Annotated in this window: 17 protein-coding genes; 6 read left to right on the forward strand and 11 right to left on the reverse strand. The window is 72.5% G+C overall.

Annotated features, from left to right (window positions below):
• Nucleotides 1-122 precede the first annotated feature (122 nt).
• Nucleotides 123-668 (reverse strand): TIGR00730 family Rossman fold protein, encoded by a 546-nt coding sequence (locus tag O7597_RS06425; RefSeq protein ID WP_269738177.1) that lies wholly within the window; start codon nt 666-668, stop codon nt 123-125.
• A 3-nt stretch (nt 669-671) separates the two neighbouring features.
• Nucleotides 672-1,577 (reverse strand): TIGR00730 family Rossman fold protein, encoded by a 906-nt coding sequence (locus O7597_RS06430; protein WP_281582244.1) that lies wholly within the window; start codon nt 1,575-1,577, stop codon nt 672-674.
• A gap of 139 nt (nt 1,578-1,716) precedes the next feature.
• Here O7597_RS06430 and O7597_RS06435 point away from each other — a divergent pair, with 139 nt between their 5' ends.
• Complete coding sequence (locus tag O7597_RS06435; RefSeq protein WP_216592876.1) at nt 1,717-1,869, forward strand: hypothetical protein; 153 nt, start codon at nt 1,717-1,719, stop codon at nt 1,867-1,869.
• 34 nt (nt 1,870-1,903) lie between these two features.
• Here O7597_RS06435 and dapE read toward each other — a convergent pair whose 3' ends face one another.
• On the reverse strand, nt 1,904-2,977 hold the full coding sequence (dapE, locus tag O7597_RS06440; protein ID WP_269738179.1) for a succinyl-diaminopimelate desuccinylase: 1,074 nt from the start codon (nt 2,975-2,977) through the stop codon (nt 1,904-1,906).
• 128 nt (nt 2,978-3,105) lie between these two features.
• On the opposite strand from dapE, the gene dapD reads away from it, so the two are divergent.
• Nucleotides 3,106-4,065, forward strand: a complete 960-nt coding sequence (dapD, locus tag O7597_RS06445; RefSeq protein WP_281582245.1) for a 2,3,4,5-tetrahydropyridine-2,6-dicarboxylate N-succinyltransferase — start codon at nt 3,106-3,108, stop codon at nt 4,063-4,065.
• A 46-nt stretch (nt 4,066-4,111) separates the two neighbouring features.
• On the opposite strand, the gene O7597_RS06450 is transcribed toward dapD, so the two are convergent.
• Nucleotides 4,112-7,441, reverse strand: coding sequence for a S8 family serine peptidase (locus O7597_RS06450; protein ID WP_281582246.1), 3,330 nt, complete (start codon nt 7,439-7,441; stop codon nt 4,112-4,114).
• 161 nt (nt 7,442-7,602) lie between these two features.
• Between O7597_RS06450 and O7597_RS06455 the strand changes: the two genes are divergently transcribed.
• Both O7597_RS06455 and O7597_RS06460 read left to right on the forward strand, forming a co-directional pair.
• Entirely contained in the window at nt 7,603-8,139 is a 537-nt protein-coding gene (locus tag O7597_RS06455; RefSeq protein ID WP_269738722.1) for a sugar O-acetyltransferase, read from the forward strand.
• Nucleotides 8,140-8,242: 103 nt separating this feature from the next.
• Entirely contained in the window at nt 8,243-10,870 is a 2,628-nt protein-coding gene (locus O7597_RS06460; protein WP_281582247.1) for a hypothetical protein, read from the forward strand.
• On the opposite strand, the gene O7597_RS06465 is transcribed toward O7597_RS06460, so the two are convergent.
• From O7597_RS06465 to O7597_RS06475, 3 genes are read right to left on the reverse strand one after another with little or no spacing between them, the layout of a single operon-like run.
• Nucleotides 10,847-11,494 carry a nucleoside/nucleotide kinase family protein gene (locus tag O7597_RS06465; RefSeq protein ID WP_281582248.1) on the reverse strand — a complete coding sequence of 216 codons (648 nt, stop codon included), beginning with the start codon at nt 11,492-11,494 and terminating at the stop codon, nt 10,847-10,849. The two genes, O7597_RS06460 and O7597_RS06465, sit on opposite strands and share 24 nt — an antisense overlap.
• Entirely contained in the window at nt 11,494-12,141 is a 648-nt protein-coding gene (locus tag O7597_RS06470) for an SIMPL domain-containing protein (RefSeq protein ID WP_164447760.1), read from the reverse strand. The genes O7597_RS06465 and O7597_RS06470 overlap by 1 nt, the downstream gene beginning before the upstream one ends.
• Before the next feature lie 51 nt (nt 12,142-12,192).
• On the reverse strand, nt 12,193-13,203 hold the full coding sequence (locus tag O7597_RS06475) for a prephenate dehydrogenase/arogenate dehydrogenase family protein (RefSeq protein ID WP_281582249.1): 1,011 nt from the start codon (nt 13,201-13,203) through the stop codon (nt 12,193-12,195).
• A 424-nt stretch (nt 13,204-13,627) separates the two neighbouring features.
• Here O7597_RS06475 and O7597_RS06480 point away from each other — a divergent pair, with 424 nt between their 5' ends.
• Nucleotides 13,628-15,472: a M48 family metallopeptidase gene (locus O7597_RS06480; RefSeq protein ID WP_269738185.1), complete on the forward strand. Its 1,845-nt coding sequence runs from the start codon at nt 13,628-13,630 to the stop codon at nt 15,470-15,472.
• A gap of 73 nt (nt 15,473-15,545) precedes the next feature.
• Here the strand turns inward: O7597_RS06480 and dapC are convergent, their stop codons facing one another.
• Together dapC and fdxA are read right to left on the reverse strand one after the other, a co-directional pair.
• Nucleotides 15,546-16,649 carry a succinyldiaminopimelate transaminase gene (gene dapC / locus O7597_RS06485; protein ID WP_281583200.1) on the reverse strand — a complete coding sequence of 368 codons (1,104 nt, stop codon included), beginning with the start codon at nt 16,647-16,649 and terminating at the stop codon, nt 15,546-15,548.
• Complete coding sequence (gene fdxA / locus O7597_RS06490; RefSeq protein ID WP_030490464.1) at nt 16,646-16,972, reverse strand: ferredoxin; 327 nt, start codon at nt 16,970-16,972, stop codon at nt 16,646-16,648. Before fdxA ends, dapC begins: the two co-directional genes overlap by 4 nt.
• 79 nt (nt 16,973-17,051) lie before the next feature.
• Between fdxA and O7597_RS06495 the strand changes: the two genes are divergently transcribed.
• Entirely contained in the window at nt 17,052-18,101 is a 1,050-nt protein-coding gene (locus O7597_RS06495; protein ID WP_281582250.1) for a GNAT family N-acetyltransferase, read from the forward strand.
• 9 nt (nt 18,102-18,110) lie between these two features.
• On the opposite strand, the gene O7597_RS06500 is transcribed toward O7597_RS06495, so the two are convergent.
• Both O7597_RS06500 and O7597_RS06505 read right to left on the reverse strand, forming a co-directional pair.
• A complete protein-coding gene (locus O7597_RS06500; protein WP_269738187.1) occupies nt 18,111-18,575 on the reverse strand; it encodes a hypothetical protein in 465 nt (154 codons plus the stop codon).
• Between the two features lie 78 nt (nt 18,576-18,653).
• Nucleotides 18,654-19,091, reverse strand: coding sequence for a hypothetical protein (locus tag O7597_RS06505; protein WP_281582251.1), 438 nt, complete (start codon nt 19,089-19,091; stop codon nt 18,654-18,656).
• Nucleotides 19,092-19,105 lie beyond the last annotated feature (14 nt).

Genomic DNA, 19,105 nt, shown 5'->3' on the forward strand with positions numbered 1-19,105 from the left:
CCGCGCCCGACATGCGGCAAGTCGGGGCTTCCGCTCGACGGGAAGGCCCGGGTCACCGCATCCGGAGCCGATCATCCGCCCACGGACCGCGTCGACGGGGTGCCAGGGCCGGGCCGGGCGGTTCAGGTGAGGTGGGACTCGATGAGGTCGAGGGCACCGGGGACGGTGTCGACCGACCGGAGCAGATCGAAGCCGGCGGGCTTGAGAAACGTCTGGTCGGTCAGGTCGCGCAGCCAGGCCAGCAGCGGGTCGTAGAAGCCGTCGGTGTCGACGAGCACCATCGGCTTGTGGTGCAGGGCGAGCGTGGCGGTGGTCCACACCTCGAAGAGTTCGTCGAGCGTGCCGAGCCCGCCGGGCAGGGTGAGGAACGCGTCCGACTTCTCGATCATCAGGATCTTCCGGCTGGCCATCGACTCGGTGACCAGCAGTTCATCGGAGGCGAGGTCGGCGACCTCCAGGTCGACGAGCGCCTGCGGGATCACCCCGACCGTGCGGCCTCCCGCAGCGCGTGCGCCGTTGACCAACGCGCCCATCATCCCGACGCAGCCGCCCCCGCTGACTAGCGTGTGCCCGCGCCGAGCGATCTCCGCGCCGGTCTCGGTCGCCAGGTCGAGCCAACGCTTGTCGAGTGTGCGGGAGGACGCGCAGAACACGCAGATCGCGGCCACCGGTCAGCGCCCCGCCGGGTCGTCGGTGGCGGCCGGTCCGTCGGCGGCGGCCCGTTCATCGCCGGCGACGGGCCCGACGGTGGTCGACCCGGCGGCGGCCTGCTGGTCGGCGGCGACCCGGGCGACCGCTTCCTCGCGTACGGCCTCCTGCTCGGCGTTGAGGGCGGCCTCGGCCTCCACGATGTGCCGCACCGCCGCGGCGACGTCGTCGGTGACGCAGATCAGCTCCAGGTCGACCGGGCCGATCTTGCCTTCGGCCGCCATCGTGTCCCGCAGCCAGTCGAGCAGGCCCTGCCAGTAGTCCACGCCCATCAGCACCACCGGGAACCGGGTGACCTTCCCGGTCTGTACCAGGGTGAGCGCCTCGAAGAGTTCGTCCATGGTGCCGAACCCGCCGGGCAGCACCACGAACGCCTGGGCATACTTGACGAACATGGTCTTGCGGGCGAAGAAGTAGCGGAAGTCGATGGCCAGGTCGACCCACTCGTTGATGCCCTGCTCGAAGGGAAGTTCGATGCCCAGGCCGACGGAGTGGCCGCCGGCCTCGCTGGCCCCCCGGTTGGCCGCCTCCATCACACCCGGACCACCACCGGTGATCACCGCGTAGCCGGCGCAGGCCAGCGCCGCGCCCAGCGCCTCGGCGAGCTGGCACTCGGGGCTGTCCGGCTTGCTGCGCGCCGAACCGAAGACGCTGACCGCGGGCGGGAGGTCGGCGAGGGTGTCGAAGCCCTCCACGAACTCGGAGAGGATGCGCAGCGCCCGCCAGGCGTCCTTCGTCTTCCAGTCGGCCCGCGCCCGGGAATCCAGCAACCGCTGGTCCGCGGTACTGCTGGTGATCGACTGGCGACGGAGTGTGACGGCGCCGCGATGCCGCTCCTGTCCTCGTTCCCGCCCGTTGCTCTGGGTCATGGAAGCAACCGTAGTGGAGCCGGACCGGAGAACCCGGCAAACACTTCGTGATCTTGTGCAACCAAATCGCTTTCCCGTACGTCTTACTATTCACATACCGGGTATGCCCCGGCACGCGGACTTCGGGGGAGGAGACAGCGTGATCAGCAACGACGAACGGGTTCGGATCCGCCGCCAGATGCAGCGGCGCATCCGCGACGTGGTGGCCGAGCGCCGCCGCGCCCGGCTGCTCGACAAGCCACCCGAGCCGCCGGCCGATCCCGGTGCCGAGTCCCACCTGACCACCGTCTGACCCCGCACCGAACCGCCGGCCACGCCGTCGGCGGTCAGGCCGGGGCGAGCCAGCGGTGCAGCGTCGCCGCACCGTCGCGGATCTTGCTGATCTCGACGTGCTCGTCCGGGTGGTGGGCCAGGTTCGGATCACCCGGGCCGAAGTTCAACGCCGGGATCCCCATCGCCGCGAACCGGGCCACGTCGGTCCAGCCCAGCTTGCCGATGGGTGCGGCACCCACCGCCGCCAGGAACTCCCGCGCCGGCGGGGCCGCCAGGCCGGGCAGCGCGCCGGCCGCGCAGTCGGTCACCGTCAGCTCGTAGTCCGCGAAGACCTCGCGCAGGTGCGCCTCGGCCTCGGCCGGCGTACGGTCCGGCGCGAAGCGGTAGTTCACCTCGATCTCGCACCGGTCCGGCACCACGTTGCCGGCGACCCCGCCCTGGATGCGGGTCGCGTTCATGCCCTCCCGGTACTCGCACCCGTCGATGGTCACCCGCCGCGCCTGGTACGTCGACAGCCGACGGAGCACCTCCCCCGCGCCGTGCACGGCGTTGACCCCGTGCCAGGAACGGGCCGAGTGGGCCCGGACCCCGGTGGTCACCACCACGGCTCGCATGGTGCCCTGGCAGCCGGCCTCGACGATGCCGTACGTCGGCTCCAACAGCAGCGCGAAGTCGGCCTCCAGCCAGTCCGGGTGCGCCTGCGCGACCAGGTGCAGGCCGTTGTACCTCGACTCGATCTCCTCGGCCTCGTAGAAGAAGTACGTCACGTCGTAGCGGGGCTCGGGCAGGGTGGTCGCGAGATGCAGCGCGTAGGCGACGCCGGACTTCATGTCCGAGGTGCCGCAGCCGTACATCAGGTCGCCGCGCAGCGTCGACGGGAAGTTGTTGTTCAGTGGCACGGTGTCCAGGTGGCCGGCGAGCACCACCCGCGAGGCCCGCCCCAGGTCGGTACGGGCCATCACCGTATTGCCGTGCCGGTGGGTGGTCAGGTGCGGAACCACCCGCAGCACCTCCTCGACGCAGTCGGCGATGGCCTTCTCGTTGAGGGACACGGACTCGATGTCGACCAGCGCGCGGGTCAACGCCACCGGATCGGCGAGGACCTCGGGGGTAAGCGGGTTCTCCATGGTCCGCACGGTACCGTCACAATCGGCGACCGTGAGACGCGAGCCCTTCGGCGAAGCGCGAGGAGTGGGCCGGCGAGCCCCGTGGTCGCGAGCAGCAGCCGGCCCGCAGGGGAACGAGAGGTGAGTAAGTGACGTCCACACAATCCGCGTGGGGCATCGGCCTGGCCACCGTCACCGCCGAGGACCAGGCGCTCGACACCTGGTACCCGACCGGCAAACTGGGCCTCGGCGAGCTGCCGCTGGTCGCCGGTGAGGACAAGGCAGACGTGCTGGACCTGCCACCCGGCGCGATCGGCGACCGGGCCCTGCCGGGTCTGCGTACCGTCCAGGTGGTCACCGTCATCGGCTCGCTCGACGATCCGATCAAGGACGCGGCGGACGCGTACCTGCGGCTGCACCTGCTCTCCCACCGCCTGGTGCGGCCCAACGAGATCAACCTCGACGGCATCTTCGGCAAGCTGGCCAACGTGGCCTGGACCTCCGCCGGGCCGTGCCCGCCGGAGCGGGTGGACGAGCTGCGGGTCATCGAGCGGGCCGCCGGCCGCCACCTCGGGGTGTACGGGGTGGACAAGTTCCCGCGGATGACCGACTACGTGGTGCCCGCCGGGGTGCGGATCGCCGACGCCGACCGGGTACGCCTCGGCGCACACCTCGCGTCCGGTACCACCGTCATGCACGAGGGCTTCGTCAACTTCAACGCCGGCACGCTCGGCGCCTCGATGGTCGAGGGGCGCATCGTGCAGGGCGTGGTGGTGGGCGACGGTTCGGACATCGGCGGCGGCGCCTCCATCATGGGCACCCTTTCCGGCGGCGGTACCGACAAGGTGCGCATCGGGGAGCGCAGCCTGGTCGGTGCCAACGCCGGTGTCGGCATCTCGCTCGGCGACGACTGCGTCGTCGAGGCGGGTTGCTACATCACCGCCGCCTCGAAGATCAGCCTTCCGGACGGCCGGGTCGTCAAGGCCCGCGAGTTGTCCGGCGTCGACGGGTTGCTGTTCTGGCGCAACTCGGTCTCCGGCGCGCTCGAGGCCCGTCCCCGTACCGGTCGGGGCATCGAGCTGAACGCCGCCCTGCACGCCAACGACTGAGCCCCCGGCGGGGCGGGCCCGATCGGGCCCGCCCCGCCGGTGCGGGTCACCGCAGGCGGTACGCCTGGATGATCCGCTGGGTGACGGTGTTGCCGTCGGTGTCGCGGGCGGTGGCCCGCAGCGACACGTGGCCGGCACCACGCGGGTGCTGCACGGTGGCCTGCCAGCCGCTACCGACCTTGCGCAGTTTGGCGCGCTGCCAGCGCTTGCCGCCGTCGTAGGAGACCTCGACGGTCAACGACGCCGTCTTCGCCGCCGGCGCACCGGGCTGGCGCTGCACCGCCACCGGGATCACGAAGGCCCGGCCGGCCGGGGCCGCGTTCCGCTCGTCCAGTCGCGGCGCGAACCGGATCGCGGAGGCGGGCAGCCGGACCGGGTCGTCGCCCCGCACGTGCCGGGACCGGAAGGTCCAGGCGGTGGCGACCTCGGTGCTCAGGTCGGAGACGCTGCGCTTCGCCGACATCTCCAGCCGGTACCTGGCGGGCCCGGCGGGCACCTCGAACTGGCCCCAGCCGGGTTCCTCGGACTCACCCACCAGTTTGCCGTTGCGGTAGAGGGCGGTACGTCCGGCGTCCGTGAGCGAACTGCCCGGGTGTCCGGCCGCGTCGCCGTACAGCGGCACGGACAGAGTGATCAAATCACCCTGCCGGGTCAGGCCGTCCTCCGGCCAGCGCGGCACCGGGAACGACGGTCCGTGGGGTGCACCGTTCCAGACCTCCCGGTAGGTCCGCCCGGCCCGGTACGCCGTCGGTTCCGAGAAGAGCACGGCCACCGGTTCGAGCCAGGGCACGTCATCGCTGCGAGTGCCGAACCACAGCTCGGTGCTCCAGCGCACCGCCCCGGTGTTGTAGTACTCGACCCGCTGGCCCGGCACCGCCGTCGGCAGCCCGACCGCCCAGCCGCCCAGGTCGGGCTCGAACAGGGCGAAGGACATCCGTTCGGCGAGCGTGCCCGGATAACCGTCCCGGAACGTCTGCTTGACGGTGGCCAGGTCACTGCCGCGGTAGTTCCGGGTCAACCCGGCAGGCATCCGGCCCGGAACCACCTCGGCGAGGGCGTACAGATACCGGCTGCTGGCCGCCTCCAGATCGGCGAACTGGCTGCTGAACACGGCGAAGAAGTGGTCTGCCGCAGCCCGCCTGCCGACCGGTCCGGTGAACAGCCCGTCGAAGTCGTCGGCGAGCGCGCCGAACCCGGCCGACCCGTAGTCGAGCAGGAAGTTCGCGTCGACGGCGACAAGTGCCGGCGTCGCCGACCGGTCCGGCACGGTCATCCGCACCGGCTTCGCCGTGCGCGCGTCCACCACGACCTCGGCGTCCGAGTCCACCACCAGTTCCGGCTGGGCCATCAGCACCAGTTCCTCGCTGGTCTCGTCGAACAGGAAGCTGGCCAGCCCGTACCGTCCCTTGGGCACCCGCACCTCGGCGGTGCCGTCCGGGTCGGCCACGAAGATGTCGGTGAAGTCGTCCAACCCGAGCAGGAAGGTCGCGTAGTCGTCCGGCACGGCACCCTCACGGCTCAGGTGTCGCACGGTCAACGGGTAGCTCTCCACCTCCTTGTTGACGGCCAACGGGGTGACCGCCACCTGGTCGCCGGAGCGGGCGACCACCCGGCCGGTGTAGTGGCCGTCCGGGCTGTCGACGCTGGTGTCGACCGTGACGGTGGCGGACGCGGTGCCACCGGCCGGTACCTGGACCTGCCGGGCACCGAGCGTGAACACCCCGGCCGGCGCCGGTTCCCCGTCCGGGCCGGTGGCCTCGATGCCGAGGTCCAGGGTGAGCGGTGCCGCTCCCGTGTTGCGCCAGGTCACCTGGCGCTGGATCGGCTCGTCGTCGTCGTGCGGCCACAGCGTGCGGCCGAACGAGACGCTGGCCGGCTCGCTGACCACCGACTGGGTGATGGCTTGCGCCACGTCGACCCGGCCGGCACCCTGCTGGTACGCGGTCAGTTCCGGATTGGGCCGGGCCGAGGCCATCAGGGTGGCCTTGAGCAGTTCCGCCGTCGCGTCGGTGTGCTGCTGGGCCAGCAACGCCGCCGCACCCGCGACGTGTGGTGCGGACATCGAGGTGCCGGAGAGCGCGACGTACTGGTCGCCGACCGGTTCACCGAGCTGCGTGCCCTGCCCCCGGGCGGCCACGATGTCGACTCCCGGCGCGGTGATGTCCGGCTTGAGGGCGTCGTCACCGACCCGGGGGCCCCGGCTGGAGAAGTCGGCGAGCTGGTCGTCGCGGTCGACCGCGCCGACGGCGAGCGCGGCGTCGGCGCTGGCCGGCGAGCCGACCGTGCCGGTCCCTCCGGCGTTGCCGGCGGAGATCACGAAGAGGGCGCCCGTCTGCTCGGTGAGCGTGTTCACCGCCTCTTCCAGCGGATCCACCTCCGGGGTGTCCGTCCCGCCCAGGCTGAGGTTGACCACGTCGGCCCCGGCCTCGGTGGCGGCCCACTGCATGCCGGCCAGGATCGCCGACTCGGTGCACCCGTACTCCTCGCAGACCTTGCCGGAGAGCAGGGTCGCATCGGGTGCCACACCCCGGTTTCGGCCCGCCGAGGCGGCACCGCTGCCCGCGATGATCGAGGCGACGTGGGTGCCGTGCCCGACGATGTCGCCCGGGTTCGTCTCCTCGGTGAAGTTCCGCGACTCGGCGACCCGGCCGGTGAGGTCGGGATGCGCGGCGTCGACCCCGGTGTCCAGCACCGCTACGCGTACCCCCTGACCGGTGAAGCCGGCCTGGTGGGCGGCGGGCGCACCGATCTGCGGCACGCTGTGTTCCAGCGTCAGCTGCCGTCGGCCGTCGAGCCAGATCCGCTCGACACCCCCCGCCGCGTCGAACCGGGCGCTACCGGCACCGGCGACCGTGGCCCAGAGCTGGCCCACCCGCTGCTTGTCCGCGGTGGCCGCGACGCCCCCGATGGCCGTCAGGTCGCGGGTGACGGTCACCCCGTCGGGTGCGCCGGCCCGTCGGGCGGTCGCCCCGTAGGTCATGAGCAGGGGCAGCGAGTCGCGGTGCGCGTCGTCGTAGCCGGCGGCGATCAACCCGGCCACGTCGAAGAGCCGGCGGTCGACCCGTCCGTCGCGGATCAGCGGCAGCGCGTCCTGCGGCAGCACCCAGAGGTGGTCCCGCTGCCGTTGGGTGAGGAAACGGATGCCGTCGCGGCCCTCGGCCGGGCGTACGCTCGCCCCGGTCGCGGTGACCGTGACCTGGTCACCGGTGACCAGGGTGACGGTGGCTGAGGTGCGGCCGTTGTCCGGCCGGCCGGTCGGGACGGGGGTCGGTGGGGCCGCTGTCGGCGCCGCCGGTGCGGCCGTGGCCGCCGCCGGTACGCCGAGCACCAGACCCAGCACGAGTCCGGTGGCGGACAGTTTGCTCCTTCGTCGCAACTGAATCCTCCTCTGGAGCGTCTACATCGATGTAGGACACATCGACTCTCATCAGGGTTGCATACCGAGTATGCAAAAGGGAGTCAGGAATTCGACGAAGTTGAGTCCTCGTCGCGGCGGCGCCGGGCATGATCGGACGGGTGACGTCCATGAAGGAACGGATGCTCGCCGGCGAGCCGTACCTCGCCGACGACCCGGAGCTGATCGCCGACCACCTCCGCGCCCTGCGCCTGATGGAACGGATCAACGGCGGGGGCGTCGACGACCACGAGACACGTCGAGCGGCCCTGCACGAGCTGCTCGGCGAGATCGGCGAGGAGACCGGAATCCGCCCACCGTTCTACTGCGACTACGGCTACCACATCCGGATCGGGCCGCGCAGCTTCGTCAACTACCACGCGGTCTTCCTCGACGTCGCACCGATCACCATCGGCGCCGACGTGCAGATCGGCCCGAACGTGCAACTGCTCACCCCCACCCACCCGGTGGAGCCGGCGCCACGCCGGGCGAAGTGGGAGGCGGCCCGACCCATCACCATCGGTGACAATGCCTGGCTCGGCGGTGGCGCGATAGTCCTTGCCGGAGTCACCGTCGGTGAGAACACCGTGGTCGGCGCGGGCGCCGTGGTCACCCGGGACCTGCCTGCCAACGTCGTCGCGGTCGGTAATCCGGCTCGACCGGTACGCCAGCTCGACTGACCCGCAATCAGCCTTCTAGCTGCGTAAACATCCCCAGGACGAGTGGCACCCGCCGCACCACATCGGGCACTGTAGGTGACAGGTGCGTCACCGGGAGGCTCGCATGGGAGGTCGGATCCTCGAACTACGCGTACACGGAGTGTCCAACACCCCGCCCGCCGAGACCCTGGGCCTGACGGGCGAACCCGGGGGCGAGCCGCCCCAACCACGACTCGTCGCCGGCGGCCCGGTCACCGGCTTCTACCGCCTGCCGACCGCCGCGCCGCTCGACCCGATCGTCGTCGAGGCGTACAGCTGGGGGCAGCTGACCTCCGGCGCGCGGACCGCCCGCGACGTGGAGCGCGCCCTGTGGACGCTGCTGCTGCCCTTCACCCTGGCCAACGTGGCGCTGCACGCCCGGCCGGGGATACCGGCGGACCCCACCACCGAACGGTTGGCCAGCCGATCCGGCGTGACGGCCTGGCTGATCAGGCTCTTCTGCCTGAGCCTGACCGCCACCCCGGTGCTCGCGACGACCGGTGTCGGCGTCGATCTCATCGGCTGGCAGTGCGTGGACGAGGTCTGCCTGAGCCGGATTCCCGGCCCGTGGGAGTTCCTCGCCGGTGCCTGGTGGCAGCAGGGCGGCCGGGCCCTGGCCGTCGGTCTGACCGTGCCACTCGCCATGATCGGAGTCCTCGGCCTGGTCACCTGGCGGACCTACCAGTACGAGGCGGTGATGCCAGCCGACCCCACCACGAATCCGCCGGGACGTCGGACCCCGCCGCCGGTCGACGTCGAGGTGCCGATCGGCCAGCCGGTGCAGGAGCCGCCACCCACTCCCGAGCCACCACCCGGACCACCGACCAATCCGCTTCAGGACCCGACGTTCTGGTGGGGCGAGGGGCAACTACGCCGGGCGGCCGTACTGCATCTGTGCACCGGCACGGTGGTGGCGGCGGCGGTCCCGCTCGGCACGGTCTCGGTGCTCGACCCGCCACACGGCGCACGGGCGGCGCTCACCTGGTCCGCCGTGGTCGCGTTCACCGCCGTCCTGGCGATCACGCTGGTCGCCATCGGCCGGCCCTTCCTGACCCGACGCGAGGGCGCCACCCCGCTCGGCGGGTGGAGCATCGCGGTCATCGTCCTCACCGGACTCGGCCTGGCCGGCACCCTCGCGGTGCTGCTGCTGCCGGACGGTGCGGCGAGCAGCCCGCTGGCCGGACTGCGCCCGCCGGTCGGCTGCGACCAGGACCCCACTCAGCCCGGCTGCCTGGCCGACCGGTCGCTACCGGGCTTCGACCGGGTCATCGCCTGGCTGGGTACGGGTCAGCTGCTGCTACTCATCGCGATCGGCGCGACCGCCCGATCCGGCCGGCGTGGCGGTGCCACGCCGGCCGCCGCCGCACTGCTGATCGCCCTCGGCGCCGCCTGGTGCCACGGATGGCTGCCGGCCGCACCACCGGCCCCGGTGGCGCTCTGGCAGTTCGGCCTGCCGCTGCTCGCCCTCGCCGCGGTCGGCCTGTTACTGCCCCGAACCCGTCCCACAAGCCGCAAACAGCCGCTCGAACCGCACTCCGACCTGGCCTGGCGCGGTCGAGCGCCCGCCGTCATCGCCGGCTTCGGCTGGCTGCTCTGCCTGGCGTACAGCGCCGGCGTGCTCTACTGGGTCACCAACCGGCTCAACGGCGCAGACGCGCCCGTCGGTCGACCCCTGGTGGTTCCGCCGGCCCCGGTGACCTGGGCCGGCCTGGCCTTCGCCGCCGCGCTGCTGATGCTCGCCCTGGTCGCCGTCCGCGCGGTGGTGCTGTTCCACCGGCTGCGACGCCAGGAGTACGCCCAGCTACGCGCCCGGGGCGGCCGACTGTCCGCGCACGACCTGCGTCGCGCTCGGGACGTCAGTGCCCACCAGGCGCTGCACCGACTGGTCGGCGAGCACGCGCTGCGGCTGATCGGCTGGTACGCGGGGGCGATGACCGTCCTCGCCGTGGTGGGCTGCGCGGCCGTTCTCGCGTGTCCGCTCCCGGACCACGAGGCGGGCGGAGCGGCCCCGGTGATCGAGGCGGTGGCGGACGTCGGCGACGCGCTGCTCGGCTGGCTACCGGTGGCGGTGGCCGCCGTCGGCCTGCTCGTCTATCGCAAGAACACCATCCGCCGCTCCGTCGGCGTGATCTGGGACGTGGGAACCTTCTGGCCACGCGCCGCACATCCCCTGGCACCACCGAGCTACGCCGAACGGGCGGTGCCCGAACTGCTCACCCGCACGGCCGGTCTGATCGCGCTGGCCGAGCCCGACCCGCGCCGGGTGGACGGCATCATCCTCTCGGGGCACAGCCAGGGCACGGTGATCTGCACCGCGGTCATCCTCCAGCTGCCGAGCCGGTGGCGGCACCGGATCTGGTTCTTCTCCTACGGCTGCCAGCTGACCCGCCTCTACGGCCGGATCTTCCCCGCCTACTTCGGCCCGGACCGGCTACCGGTGCTGGCCGAGGCGCTGACCCGCCCCGGCGGCGGCACCCGGTGGACGAACTTCTGGCGGGACACCGATCCGCTCGGCTGGCCGGTCACCGCCGGGGAACGGGACATCGCGGTGACCGACCCGGAGGCCCTGCATCCGAGCGACGGCGAGGTCGCCGACCCGCCGATCCGCAGCCACAGTGGCTATCCGGAGGCCGCCGAGTTCCAACGGGAGAGATCCCGGGTGGCGTGGCTGCTGCGGCGGGCGGTCCCGTCACCCCGGCGGGGGCTCGGCTAGGCGTACCACCAGGTCGGCGCGGTCGGCGGTGCCGGCCACCAGCACCGCGTTGGCCTCGTCGCTGCCCAGCGCCCAGGCCCTCGCGTCCTGCTCCGACCGGCCGTAGGCCATGTGCCGGGCGACCAGCCGCCGACGCCGCAGGTCGGCGTCGAGGTCCAGGAACCACGCCTCGTGCAGCAGGGCGCGTACCTCGTCCCAGGGCCAGTTCGGAATCAACAGATAGTTGCCCTCGGTGACCACCAGCCGCACCTCCGGCGGCACCTCGATCGCACCGGCGATCGGCTCCTCCAGCTCCCGACGAAACTGCGGCGCCCAGACCGACGTCGGCTCCTTGCGCCGCAGCCGACGCAGCAGCGAGACGTAACCGTTGGCGTCGAAGGTGTCGATCGAACCCTTACGCAGTTCCCGGCCGAGCCGACGCAACTCGTCCTGAGCGAGGTGGAAGCCGTCCATCGGCACCAGCCGGGCGGCCGGACCGACCGCCTCGACCACCTGTGCGGCCAGCGTGGACTTGCCGGCACCGGGTGCGCCGGTGACGCCGAGCAGCTGCCGCGGCCCGGCATCGGCCAGCCTCCGGGCCCGCTCCAGCAGCGCCTCGACCGACAGCACCTCCGCGACGGTCATCAGGACAGGACCGGCCGGCTGATCGTGAACCGGGCCCGGACGGCCGCGTGCACGCCCTGCGGCTGCGGGTCGAGCTCCAGCTCCGGTGGGCCACCGGACTCCACCGCGCCGGCGTCGAACGCCATCCGGGCCATCATCGGCTGGGCGGTGCCGCCCTCGTCGGACAGCTCGACCAGGTCGGTGACCTGGGCACCGAGCGCCTCGGCGTACTCGCGGGCGCGTTGCAACGCGTCGCTGATCGCGGTGTGCCGGGCCTGCCGGTAAGCCGGACTGTCCGGGCGCAACGACCACCACGGACCGGCCACCTCGACCTGGTCCTGGTCGGCCAGGCGCAGCATCAACTCGCCGAGGCTGGTGAAGTCGCTCACCGTCACCGTGGTCACCACCGAACCGTGCCAGGCCACCACCCGCTCCCCGGAGCGACGGGTCTCGGGGCGCACCCGCAGCTCGCCGGTCTCGCGTCGGTCGATGGTCGGGCCGTACGAGTCGAGCAGCACCCGGATCGCCGCCGCCCGCTCGGCCAGCCGGGTCAACGTCGGCTCCCGCTCCCGATCCCGGGCCAGCGCGGTCACGGTGAACCGGGCGAGTTCCGGCGCGACCTCACGGTACGCCTCGCCGCGCACGGTCACGACTGGTCCGTCCACCATGCCCTCACCCTACTGGCGGGCCCGGCGCCGCGCCCACCGATGAGCCGGGCTTCAGACCCGCGGAAGTCGAGCGACATAGGCGACGGTGTCGGCCCCGGCCCGGCAACCGCTCAGGTGACCGCCGGCCGCCCCCACCTGGTACAGCCAGGCCACCTCGGCCGACGCCGCGCCCACCGGGAACGACGTGACCTGTTCGTCGTACGGGCGACCGGCCAACTCGGCGCGGGCGGCGGCGGCCTCGGCGTACCGGGCGGTGAGGGCGTCGGCGTCGTCGGAGCGCAGAGCGGCGGCCAACTCGTCGAGGAACCCGGTGACCTGTGTCAACGCGGCCAGCACCTGGTCGCGGTTGCCGCGCAGCATGTTGCCGGTGCGGTGCGCCGGGGTGCCGGCGACCCGGGTGCCGTCCCGGAAGCTCCCGGCGGCCAGCGCCAGGACCGCGTCCCGCGACGGTGACCGGTGCGCCGCACCGGCCAGCGCCCCGGCGAGCAGGTGTGGCACGTGCGAGGCGAGCGCCACCACGGCGTCGTGCCGGTCCGCGGCCATCGGCACCACCCGGGCGGCGAAGACGTCGGTGACCAGGGTGACGAGGCGGCGGAACGCGGCCAGCCCGTCCGGTGCGGGGCAGAGCACCCAGGCGGCGCCGGTGAACAGCTCCGGCAGCGCCGCCGTGAGACCAGCCCGACCGGTGCCCGCCATCGGGTGCCCGGGTACGAACCGGCTGGTCAACCCCTGTTCCGCGGCGAACGCCGCCAACTCGGCCTTGGTGCTGCCCACGTCGGTGACCAGGCAGTCCTCCGCGGTGGCGGCGGCAACCTCGACCAGGGTCGCGGGCAGCGTGGGCAGCGGTCCGCCGAGAAACACCACGTTCCGGCCGGCCACCGCGTCGACCAGCCGCTCCGCGGTCGGTACGCCGGCCAGCCGGGCCTGCCGGCGGGTCTGCTCGTCCGGATCCCAGCCGGTCACGTCGACGCCGACGGCGTGCAGTCGGAGGAGCACCGAGCCACCGATCAGGCCGGTGCCGACCACCGCCGCCCGCAGCCGTGCGTCAGCCCTGAGCACCATCCGCGTACCTCGGCGTTCCGTTTCGTCACGGAGCCGGCCGGCCCCGCGGCGTGCCTGCCGGATCGGCGCGGAACCGCCACTACGTCCGCAGACACGCCCTACGTCCGCGCCGAGGATATCGCCGGCTGGATCGGCGGTCGGACCGGTACGCCCGCCCGACGGTCAGGCACGCGCGGCGTACGCCTTGTCCCGGAAGCGGCTGAACGCGCAGGCCGGATCCGATCTTCCACCACCAACGTCGGCGTCTCTGGCTGCGTGCCCCTGCGCCGGAACGGCCACATGTGGCTTCCCTCCCCCGATCTCGACCGGCAAGATCGTAAAGCCGACCGAACCGGACCGGAAGGGGGTTGTCCGGCAAAGATCCACGTCGTACGGTCCCTGCGCCGCCCGCAGCCAGGCGGGCACGGAACGGGGAGGAACGGCCATGGCCGCGACGTACCGGGCACTCGCCTCGGTGGTCATGTTGATCGGGTTCTACGTGGTCGCGCTGCTTCAGTTGGCGGCCGTCGCCGCTCTCGGCGTGTGGCTGTACGGCCACACGAACGGACTGGTCACCGGGAAGCTGCTGCTGCCGCTCATTGTCGCGCTCGGTGCGGTGGCGGTCGGGCTCTGGCGGGCGATCCGGACGAAGAACGAACCCGCACCCGGCCTGGTGCTCGACGAGCGGGAGGCACCGCAGCTGTGGGCCACCGTCCGGGAGCTCGCCGACGCGGTCGGTACCCGCGCGCCGGACGAGATCCGGCTGGTGCCCGAGGTGAACGCGGCGGTCGGCGAGCAGAGTCGACTGCTCGGGCTGATCGGCGGGCGACGCACCCTCTACGTGGGTCTGCCGCTGCTGCAGGCGATGCGGGTCGACCAACTCCGCTCGGTGCTGGCACACGAACTGGGTCACTACTCCGGCAAGCACACCCGGCTCGGCGGCGTCGCCTACCGGGGACGGCTGGCGATCGAGGGCACCATCGAGCGGATCAAGCCCCGCAACCCCATCGGCCTGGTCTTCAAGGGGTACGCGAAGCTGTACCTGATGGTCGACAACGCCGCGTCGCGGCGGCAGGAGTTGGAGGCCGACCGGGCCTCCGTCCAACTCGCCGGTCACGAGGCGGCCACGTCCGCCCTGCGCAGCCTGCCGGCGCTCGACGCGGCCTGGAACTTCTTCACCGACCGCTACGTGGACTCGGGCTGGCAGGCCGGCCTCGCCCCGGACGACCTGTTCGGCGGCTTCGGGCAACTGCTGAACGCCCGCCGGGAGCAGATCGACAAGCTCCAGCAGGACGTACCGGACCGCGAGCCGTCCCGGTGGGACACCCACCCGCCGATCGGCATCCGGATCGACGCGATGGCACAGCTGCCCGCCGGTGCCGCCTTCGCCGACGACCGTCCCGCACACGTGCTGGTCAGCGACGTCCTGGCCGCCGGCCGCCGGCTGCAGAGCCTGGTCCTGGACCTCGGCAACCGTCAGGTGCTGCCCTGGCCGGAATTCACCCACGCGGCGATCGCCGCCGGTATGCAACGTCAGGCGGACAACATCTACCGGGCGGCCGGCCGGTTCACCGGCAGTGCGGAGCCGGGCCTGACGACCGTGCTCGACCTCGTCCGGGCGGGCCGTCTCGGCGAGTTCGCCGAGCAGTTCTTCAGCGACGCCACCCGGCGGGAGGCAGCGGCCCGCTTCGCCGGACCGATGGAACTGCTGCTCGACAACGCGGCCGTCCGCGCCCAGCGGGCCCGCTGGCAGCTGTCCTGGGGTGGTCCGGCCCAGTTCGTGGGCATTGACGGTGAGCCGTTGGACCTCGCCGAGATCGCCAAGCTGGCGGTATCGGCGGAAACCCTCGACGAGGCCCTGGTCCGGCTGGCCGAGCTGGGCGTCGACCCCGCCACCGCGACGGTGGTGCAGGGCCGCGCCACCGCCGACAACGCCGGCGTCATCGGCGCCATCGGCAACATGAAGGTCGACGGTGTGCAGCACGACCTGCTGATCCTCGACCGTGGTCTGATCCTGGTCGGTGGCCCGGGCAAGGCCGGCGACGGCGAGAAGCGGCTCAAGAACCTGCTCGAGTCGACGCCGGTGGCCACGCTGGCCACTCGACACCAGTTCCTGCCGTACGAGGAGCTGGTGTCGGTGAACGTGACCAGGGAGATTCCGCTGAAGGCCGAGCTGACGCTGCACGGTGGTCGGACGGTGGCCCTGCAGGAGTTGTACGGCAGCGAGCTGCTGGAGCGGCACAGCCGGGACAACCTGCTGCGGGTGTTCGAGCGGATCAACGAGGACTGAGCCGACGCGGCGAGGCGAGCCGAGGTCGTGCCCGGCAGGTGTCGAGCACGACCTCGGCAGCCCTCGGCGATGGTCAGGCCAGGCGGGCGGCGACCGCCGCGATCCGCTCGTCGGACTCGGTGAGCGCTGCCCGGACGTACTGCCGCGCGCCGGGACCGTAGAAGACACCGGCGGCGACCAGGATCCCCCGCCGGGCCAGCCAGTCGACGGTGGCCCAGCAGTCCTCGCCCCGGGTCAGCCACAGGTAGAGCCCCGCCTCGGAGTGCTCCACGGTGAAGCCCGCGCCGACGAACGCCGCCCGCAGCATCTCGCGCCGCGCACGGTACCGCTCCCGCTGCTCGTCGGCGTGCCGCTCGTCGCGCAGGGCCGCCACCATGGCCGCCTGCACCGGCGCCGGCACGATCATCCCCGCATGCTTGCGGATCTTGAGCAACTCGGCCACCAGCGCCGGGTCACCGGCCACGAACCCGGCCCGGTAGCCGGCCAGGTTGGAACGCTTGGACAGCGAATGCACCGCCAGCACGGAGTCGTACGAGCCGCCGCACACCTCGGGTGCCAACACCGACACCGGCTCGGCGTCCCAGCCCAACGGCAGGTAGCACTCGTCGCTGGCCACCACCGCACCGCGCTCACGCGCCCAGTCCACCACCTTGCGCAGGTGCGTGACGGGCAGCACCCGTCCGGTCGGATTGCCCGGTGAGTTGACCCAGACCAGGCGCACCCGGGACGTCGGACCGACGGCGGTCAGCGAGTCGGCGCGTACGGTGGTGGCCCCGGCCAGCCGGGCACCGTCCTCATAGGTCGGGTAGGCGATCGACGGGACCACCACGACGTCGCCCGGCCCCACCCCGAGCAGGGTGGGCAACCAGGCCACCAGCTCCTTCGAGCCGATCGTCGGCAGGACTCCGAACCCGTCCGCGCCCGCGCCACATGCCCGCGACACCCAAACCGTGATCGCGTCCCGCAGCGCCCGGGTGCCGGCGGTCAACGGGTAGCCGGGCGCGTCCGAGGCGTCCGCGAGGGCCTGCCGGATCACCTGCGGCACCGGATCGACCGGCGTACCCATGGAGAGGTTGATCAGGCCGTCCGGGTGCGCCGCGGCCAACGTGGCCGCGGCGTCCAGGGTGTCCCAGGTGAACTCGGGCAGCCGCGACGAGACGGGGCCGGGCCGGTTCAGTGGCCCTCGCCGCGGGGCGGCTGGGCGGCGACGAAGGTGGCGTCCTTCTCCACCTTGCCGACCTTGGAGGCCCCACCGGGCGAACCGAGATCCTCGAAGAACTCGTAGTTGGCGCCGGTGTAGTCCTTCCACTGCTCCGGGACGTCGTCCTCGTAGAAGATCGCCTCCACCGGGCAGACAGGCTCACAGGCACCACAGTCGACGCACTCGTCGGGGTGGATGTAGAGCATCCGGTTGCCCTCGTAAATGCAGTCGACCGGGCATTCCTCGATGCATGCCTTGTCGAGCACATCCACGCACGGCTCGGCGATGATGTAGGTCACCGGTCTTCTCCTCCGCAAGACACGCCGCGATCACCCGCGACGGTAAGAGCCTAGTATCTCGCCGGGGAGGAGGTCGATCGTGCTCCGAGAGCAAGACGTGGGACACCGGATCGTGGTGCGGCGTCGCGTCGGCGTACGCGGTGGTCGTCCGGTCTACTCCGACGCGCTCGGTGAGCTGGTCGAGCTGAGCGAGACACATCTCACGCTCACCACCCGACAGGGGCGACTGCGGGTGCCGATCGCCGAGGTGCACCGGGCCAAGCGGGTTCCGGCCGCCCGGCGGCCGACCGCCGCCGCCATGATCGAGCTGGAACTCGCCGCCGACGAGGCGTGGCCGGCGCCCGTCCGGGCCCGGTTGGGCGACTGGCTGCTGCGGGCCGCCGACGGCTGGACCGGGCGGGCCAACTCGGCCCTGCCGGTGGGTGATCCGGACCGTCCGCTGCCGGCCGCACTGGACGCGGTGCAGCGCTGGTACGCCGGACACGGCCGCCCGGCCATGGTCAACACGCCGCTGCCGCTGGCCGCGCCGGTCGGTGCCGAACTCGACCGGCGCGGCTGGGGCAGCCGCCCACCGGTGCTGGTGCAGACCGCACCACTCGCCGCCCTCCTCGCGGCCACGTCCGACGAGGCGATTCCCGCAGCGACCGGCGTCCCCGACCTCAGCCGCGACCCGGGTGACACCACCGGCCGCCCGGCCGGCCCGGGAGGCACGGCCGACGCGGGAGGCGCAGTGGTCGAGTTGGCCGGCGCGCCGTCAGCGGACTGGCTCGCCGTCGCGGCCGGCCGCAAGGGCGGGCTACCGGACGCCGCCCGGCACGTGCTCACCGCCGTGGACCACATCCGCTTCGCCCACGTGTATCTCGACGGCGGGCTCGTCGCCGTCGGCCGTGGCACCGTGACCGGCCAGGGGCGCTGGCTCGGGTTGTGCCTGGTCGAGGTGCTGCCCGCCGCACGCCGGCAGGGACTCGCCGTCCGGCTGATCCGGGCACTCGCCGACTGGGCCGCCGAGGCCGGTGCGACGGATGCGTTCCTCCAGGTCGAGCAGAGCAACGCCGGCGCGGTCGCGCTCTACCGCAAGCTGGGCTTCACCACCCACCACACCTATCTGACCCGGATCGCGCCGCGGTGACCCCGCCGGTCAACGACGGACCACCCGGCGGGGCTTGGCCGCGGTGGTCTCGGCGTACCGTTGCAGGCTGCGCGAACGGTGGTCGCGGCCGAGGGTGACCAGCAGCAGGTAGCCCAGCATCGCCCCGACGGTGGTCGCCACCAGGTAGAGCCCGATCTGCGCGAAGAACGTACCGCCGCCACCGGCGAACGGGTTGTCGCCCACCAGCAGCGGCCCGACCAGCACGGTCAACCCGACCGCGATGCCGATCGCGGCGGCCACGTCGCCGGCCCAGCGGGCCAACGGACGCCGCGCGCCCCAGACGAATGCCACGCCGGCCAGCAGCAGACCGATCACCACGAACATCCCGAGCGACACCCGGTCGGCGACGGTGTCGTCACCGTCGAAGCCGAACCGGATGACCAGCCGGGCGACCACGTTGACCGCGAACAGTGCGATCGCGAGCACCCCGACCGCACGCCACCGCTGTCCCATCACACGCCTCCCGCCGTACCGCCCGCCCGGATGGCGGGTCTCCTGGCAGGAATATGTACCACCCGTCGCTGAGCGACGTCAGTACCGTCCGGGAGCCGGAGCCGGCGCGAGGATCGACCGGAACGCCATCACCGTGAAGGTCATCGCACCGCCCACCACCAGCGTGAGCCCGACCCAGTTGCCGACGAGCAGGACGTCGCCCTCACTGGTCCGGTCGGCGGCGATCACCATGATCGCCACCCAGGGCAGCGCCGGCAGCGCCACCGCCCAGCGGCGGCCCACGGTCTCGACGGCCAACCAGCTCAACGCGATGTTCACGGCCACGGCCACGACCACCGTGATGCCGATCAGGTGCCCGCCGATCCGCAGCGGGGCGAGCAGCAACTCCAGCACCGCGCTCAGCGCCGCCGCCACCACGGCGAACCCGCCGCCGGCCACCCGCAGGCCGAGGTCCAGCGGACGTCGCCACCGCCGAATCGGCCGGGGCGGCTGCTGTTCCTGCGGTGCGACCGACATCGCGGCGGGCAGCG

The sequence above is a fragment of the Verrucosispora sp. WMMC514 genome (genome assembly GCF_027497295.1).
Classification (GTDB): domain Bacteria; phylum Actinomycetota; class Actinomycetes; order Mycobacteriales; family Micromonosporaceae; genus Micromonospora; species Micromonospora palythoicola.

Coding starts and splice junctions, on each gene's coding strand:
- O7597_RS06480 (WP_269738185.1), top strand. CDS start 13,628: ATGGCCGCGACGTACCGGGCACTCGCCTCGGTGGTCATGTTGATCGGG.
- O7597_RS06470 (WP_164447760.1), bottom strand. CDS start 12,141: ATGGTGGACGGACCAGTCGTGACCGTGCGCGGCGAGGCGTACCGTGAG.
- O7597_RS06505 (WP_281582251.1), bottom strand. CDS start 19,091: ATGTCGGTCGCACCGCAGGAACAGCAGCCGCCCCGGCCGATTCGGCGG.
- O7597_RS06475 (WP_281582249.1), bottom strand. CDS start 13,203: ATGGTGCTCAGGGCTGACGCACGGCTGCGGGCGGCGGTGGTCGGCACC.
- O7597_RS06455 (WP_269738722.1), top strand. CDS start 7,603: ATGCTCGCCGGCGAGCCGTACCTCGCCGACGACCCGGAGCTGATCGCC.
- O7597_RS06460 (WP_281582247.1), top strand. CDS start 8,243: ATGGGAGGTCGGATCCTCGAACTACGCGTACACGGAGTGTCCAACACC.
- O7597_RS06465 (WP_281582248.1), bottom strand. CDS start 11,494: ATGACCGTCGCGGAGGTGCTGTCGGTCGAGGCGCTGCTGGAGCGGGCC.
- O7597_RS06500 (WP_269738187.1), bottom strand. CDS start 18,575: ATGGGACAGCGGTGGCGTGCGGTCGGGGTGCTCGCGATCGCACTGTTC.
- O7597_RS06430 (WP_281582244.1), bottom strand. CDS start 1,577: ATGACCCAGAGCAACGGGCGGGAACGAGGACAGGAGCGGCATCGCGGC.
- dapE (WP_269738179.1), bottom strand. CDS start 2,977: ATGGAGAACCCGCTTACCCCCGAGGTCCTCGCCGATCCGGTGGCGTTG.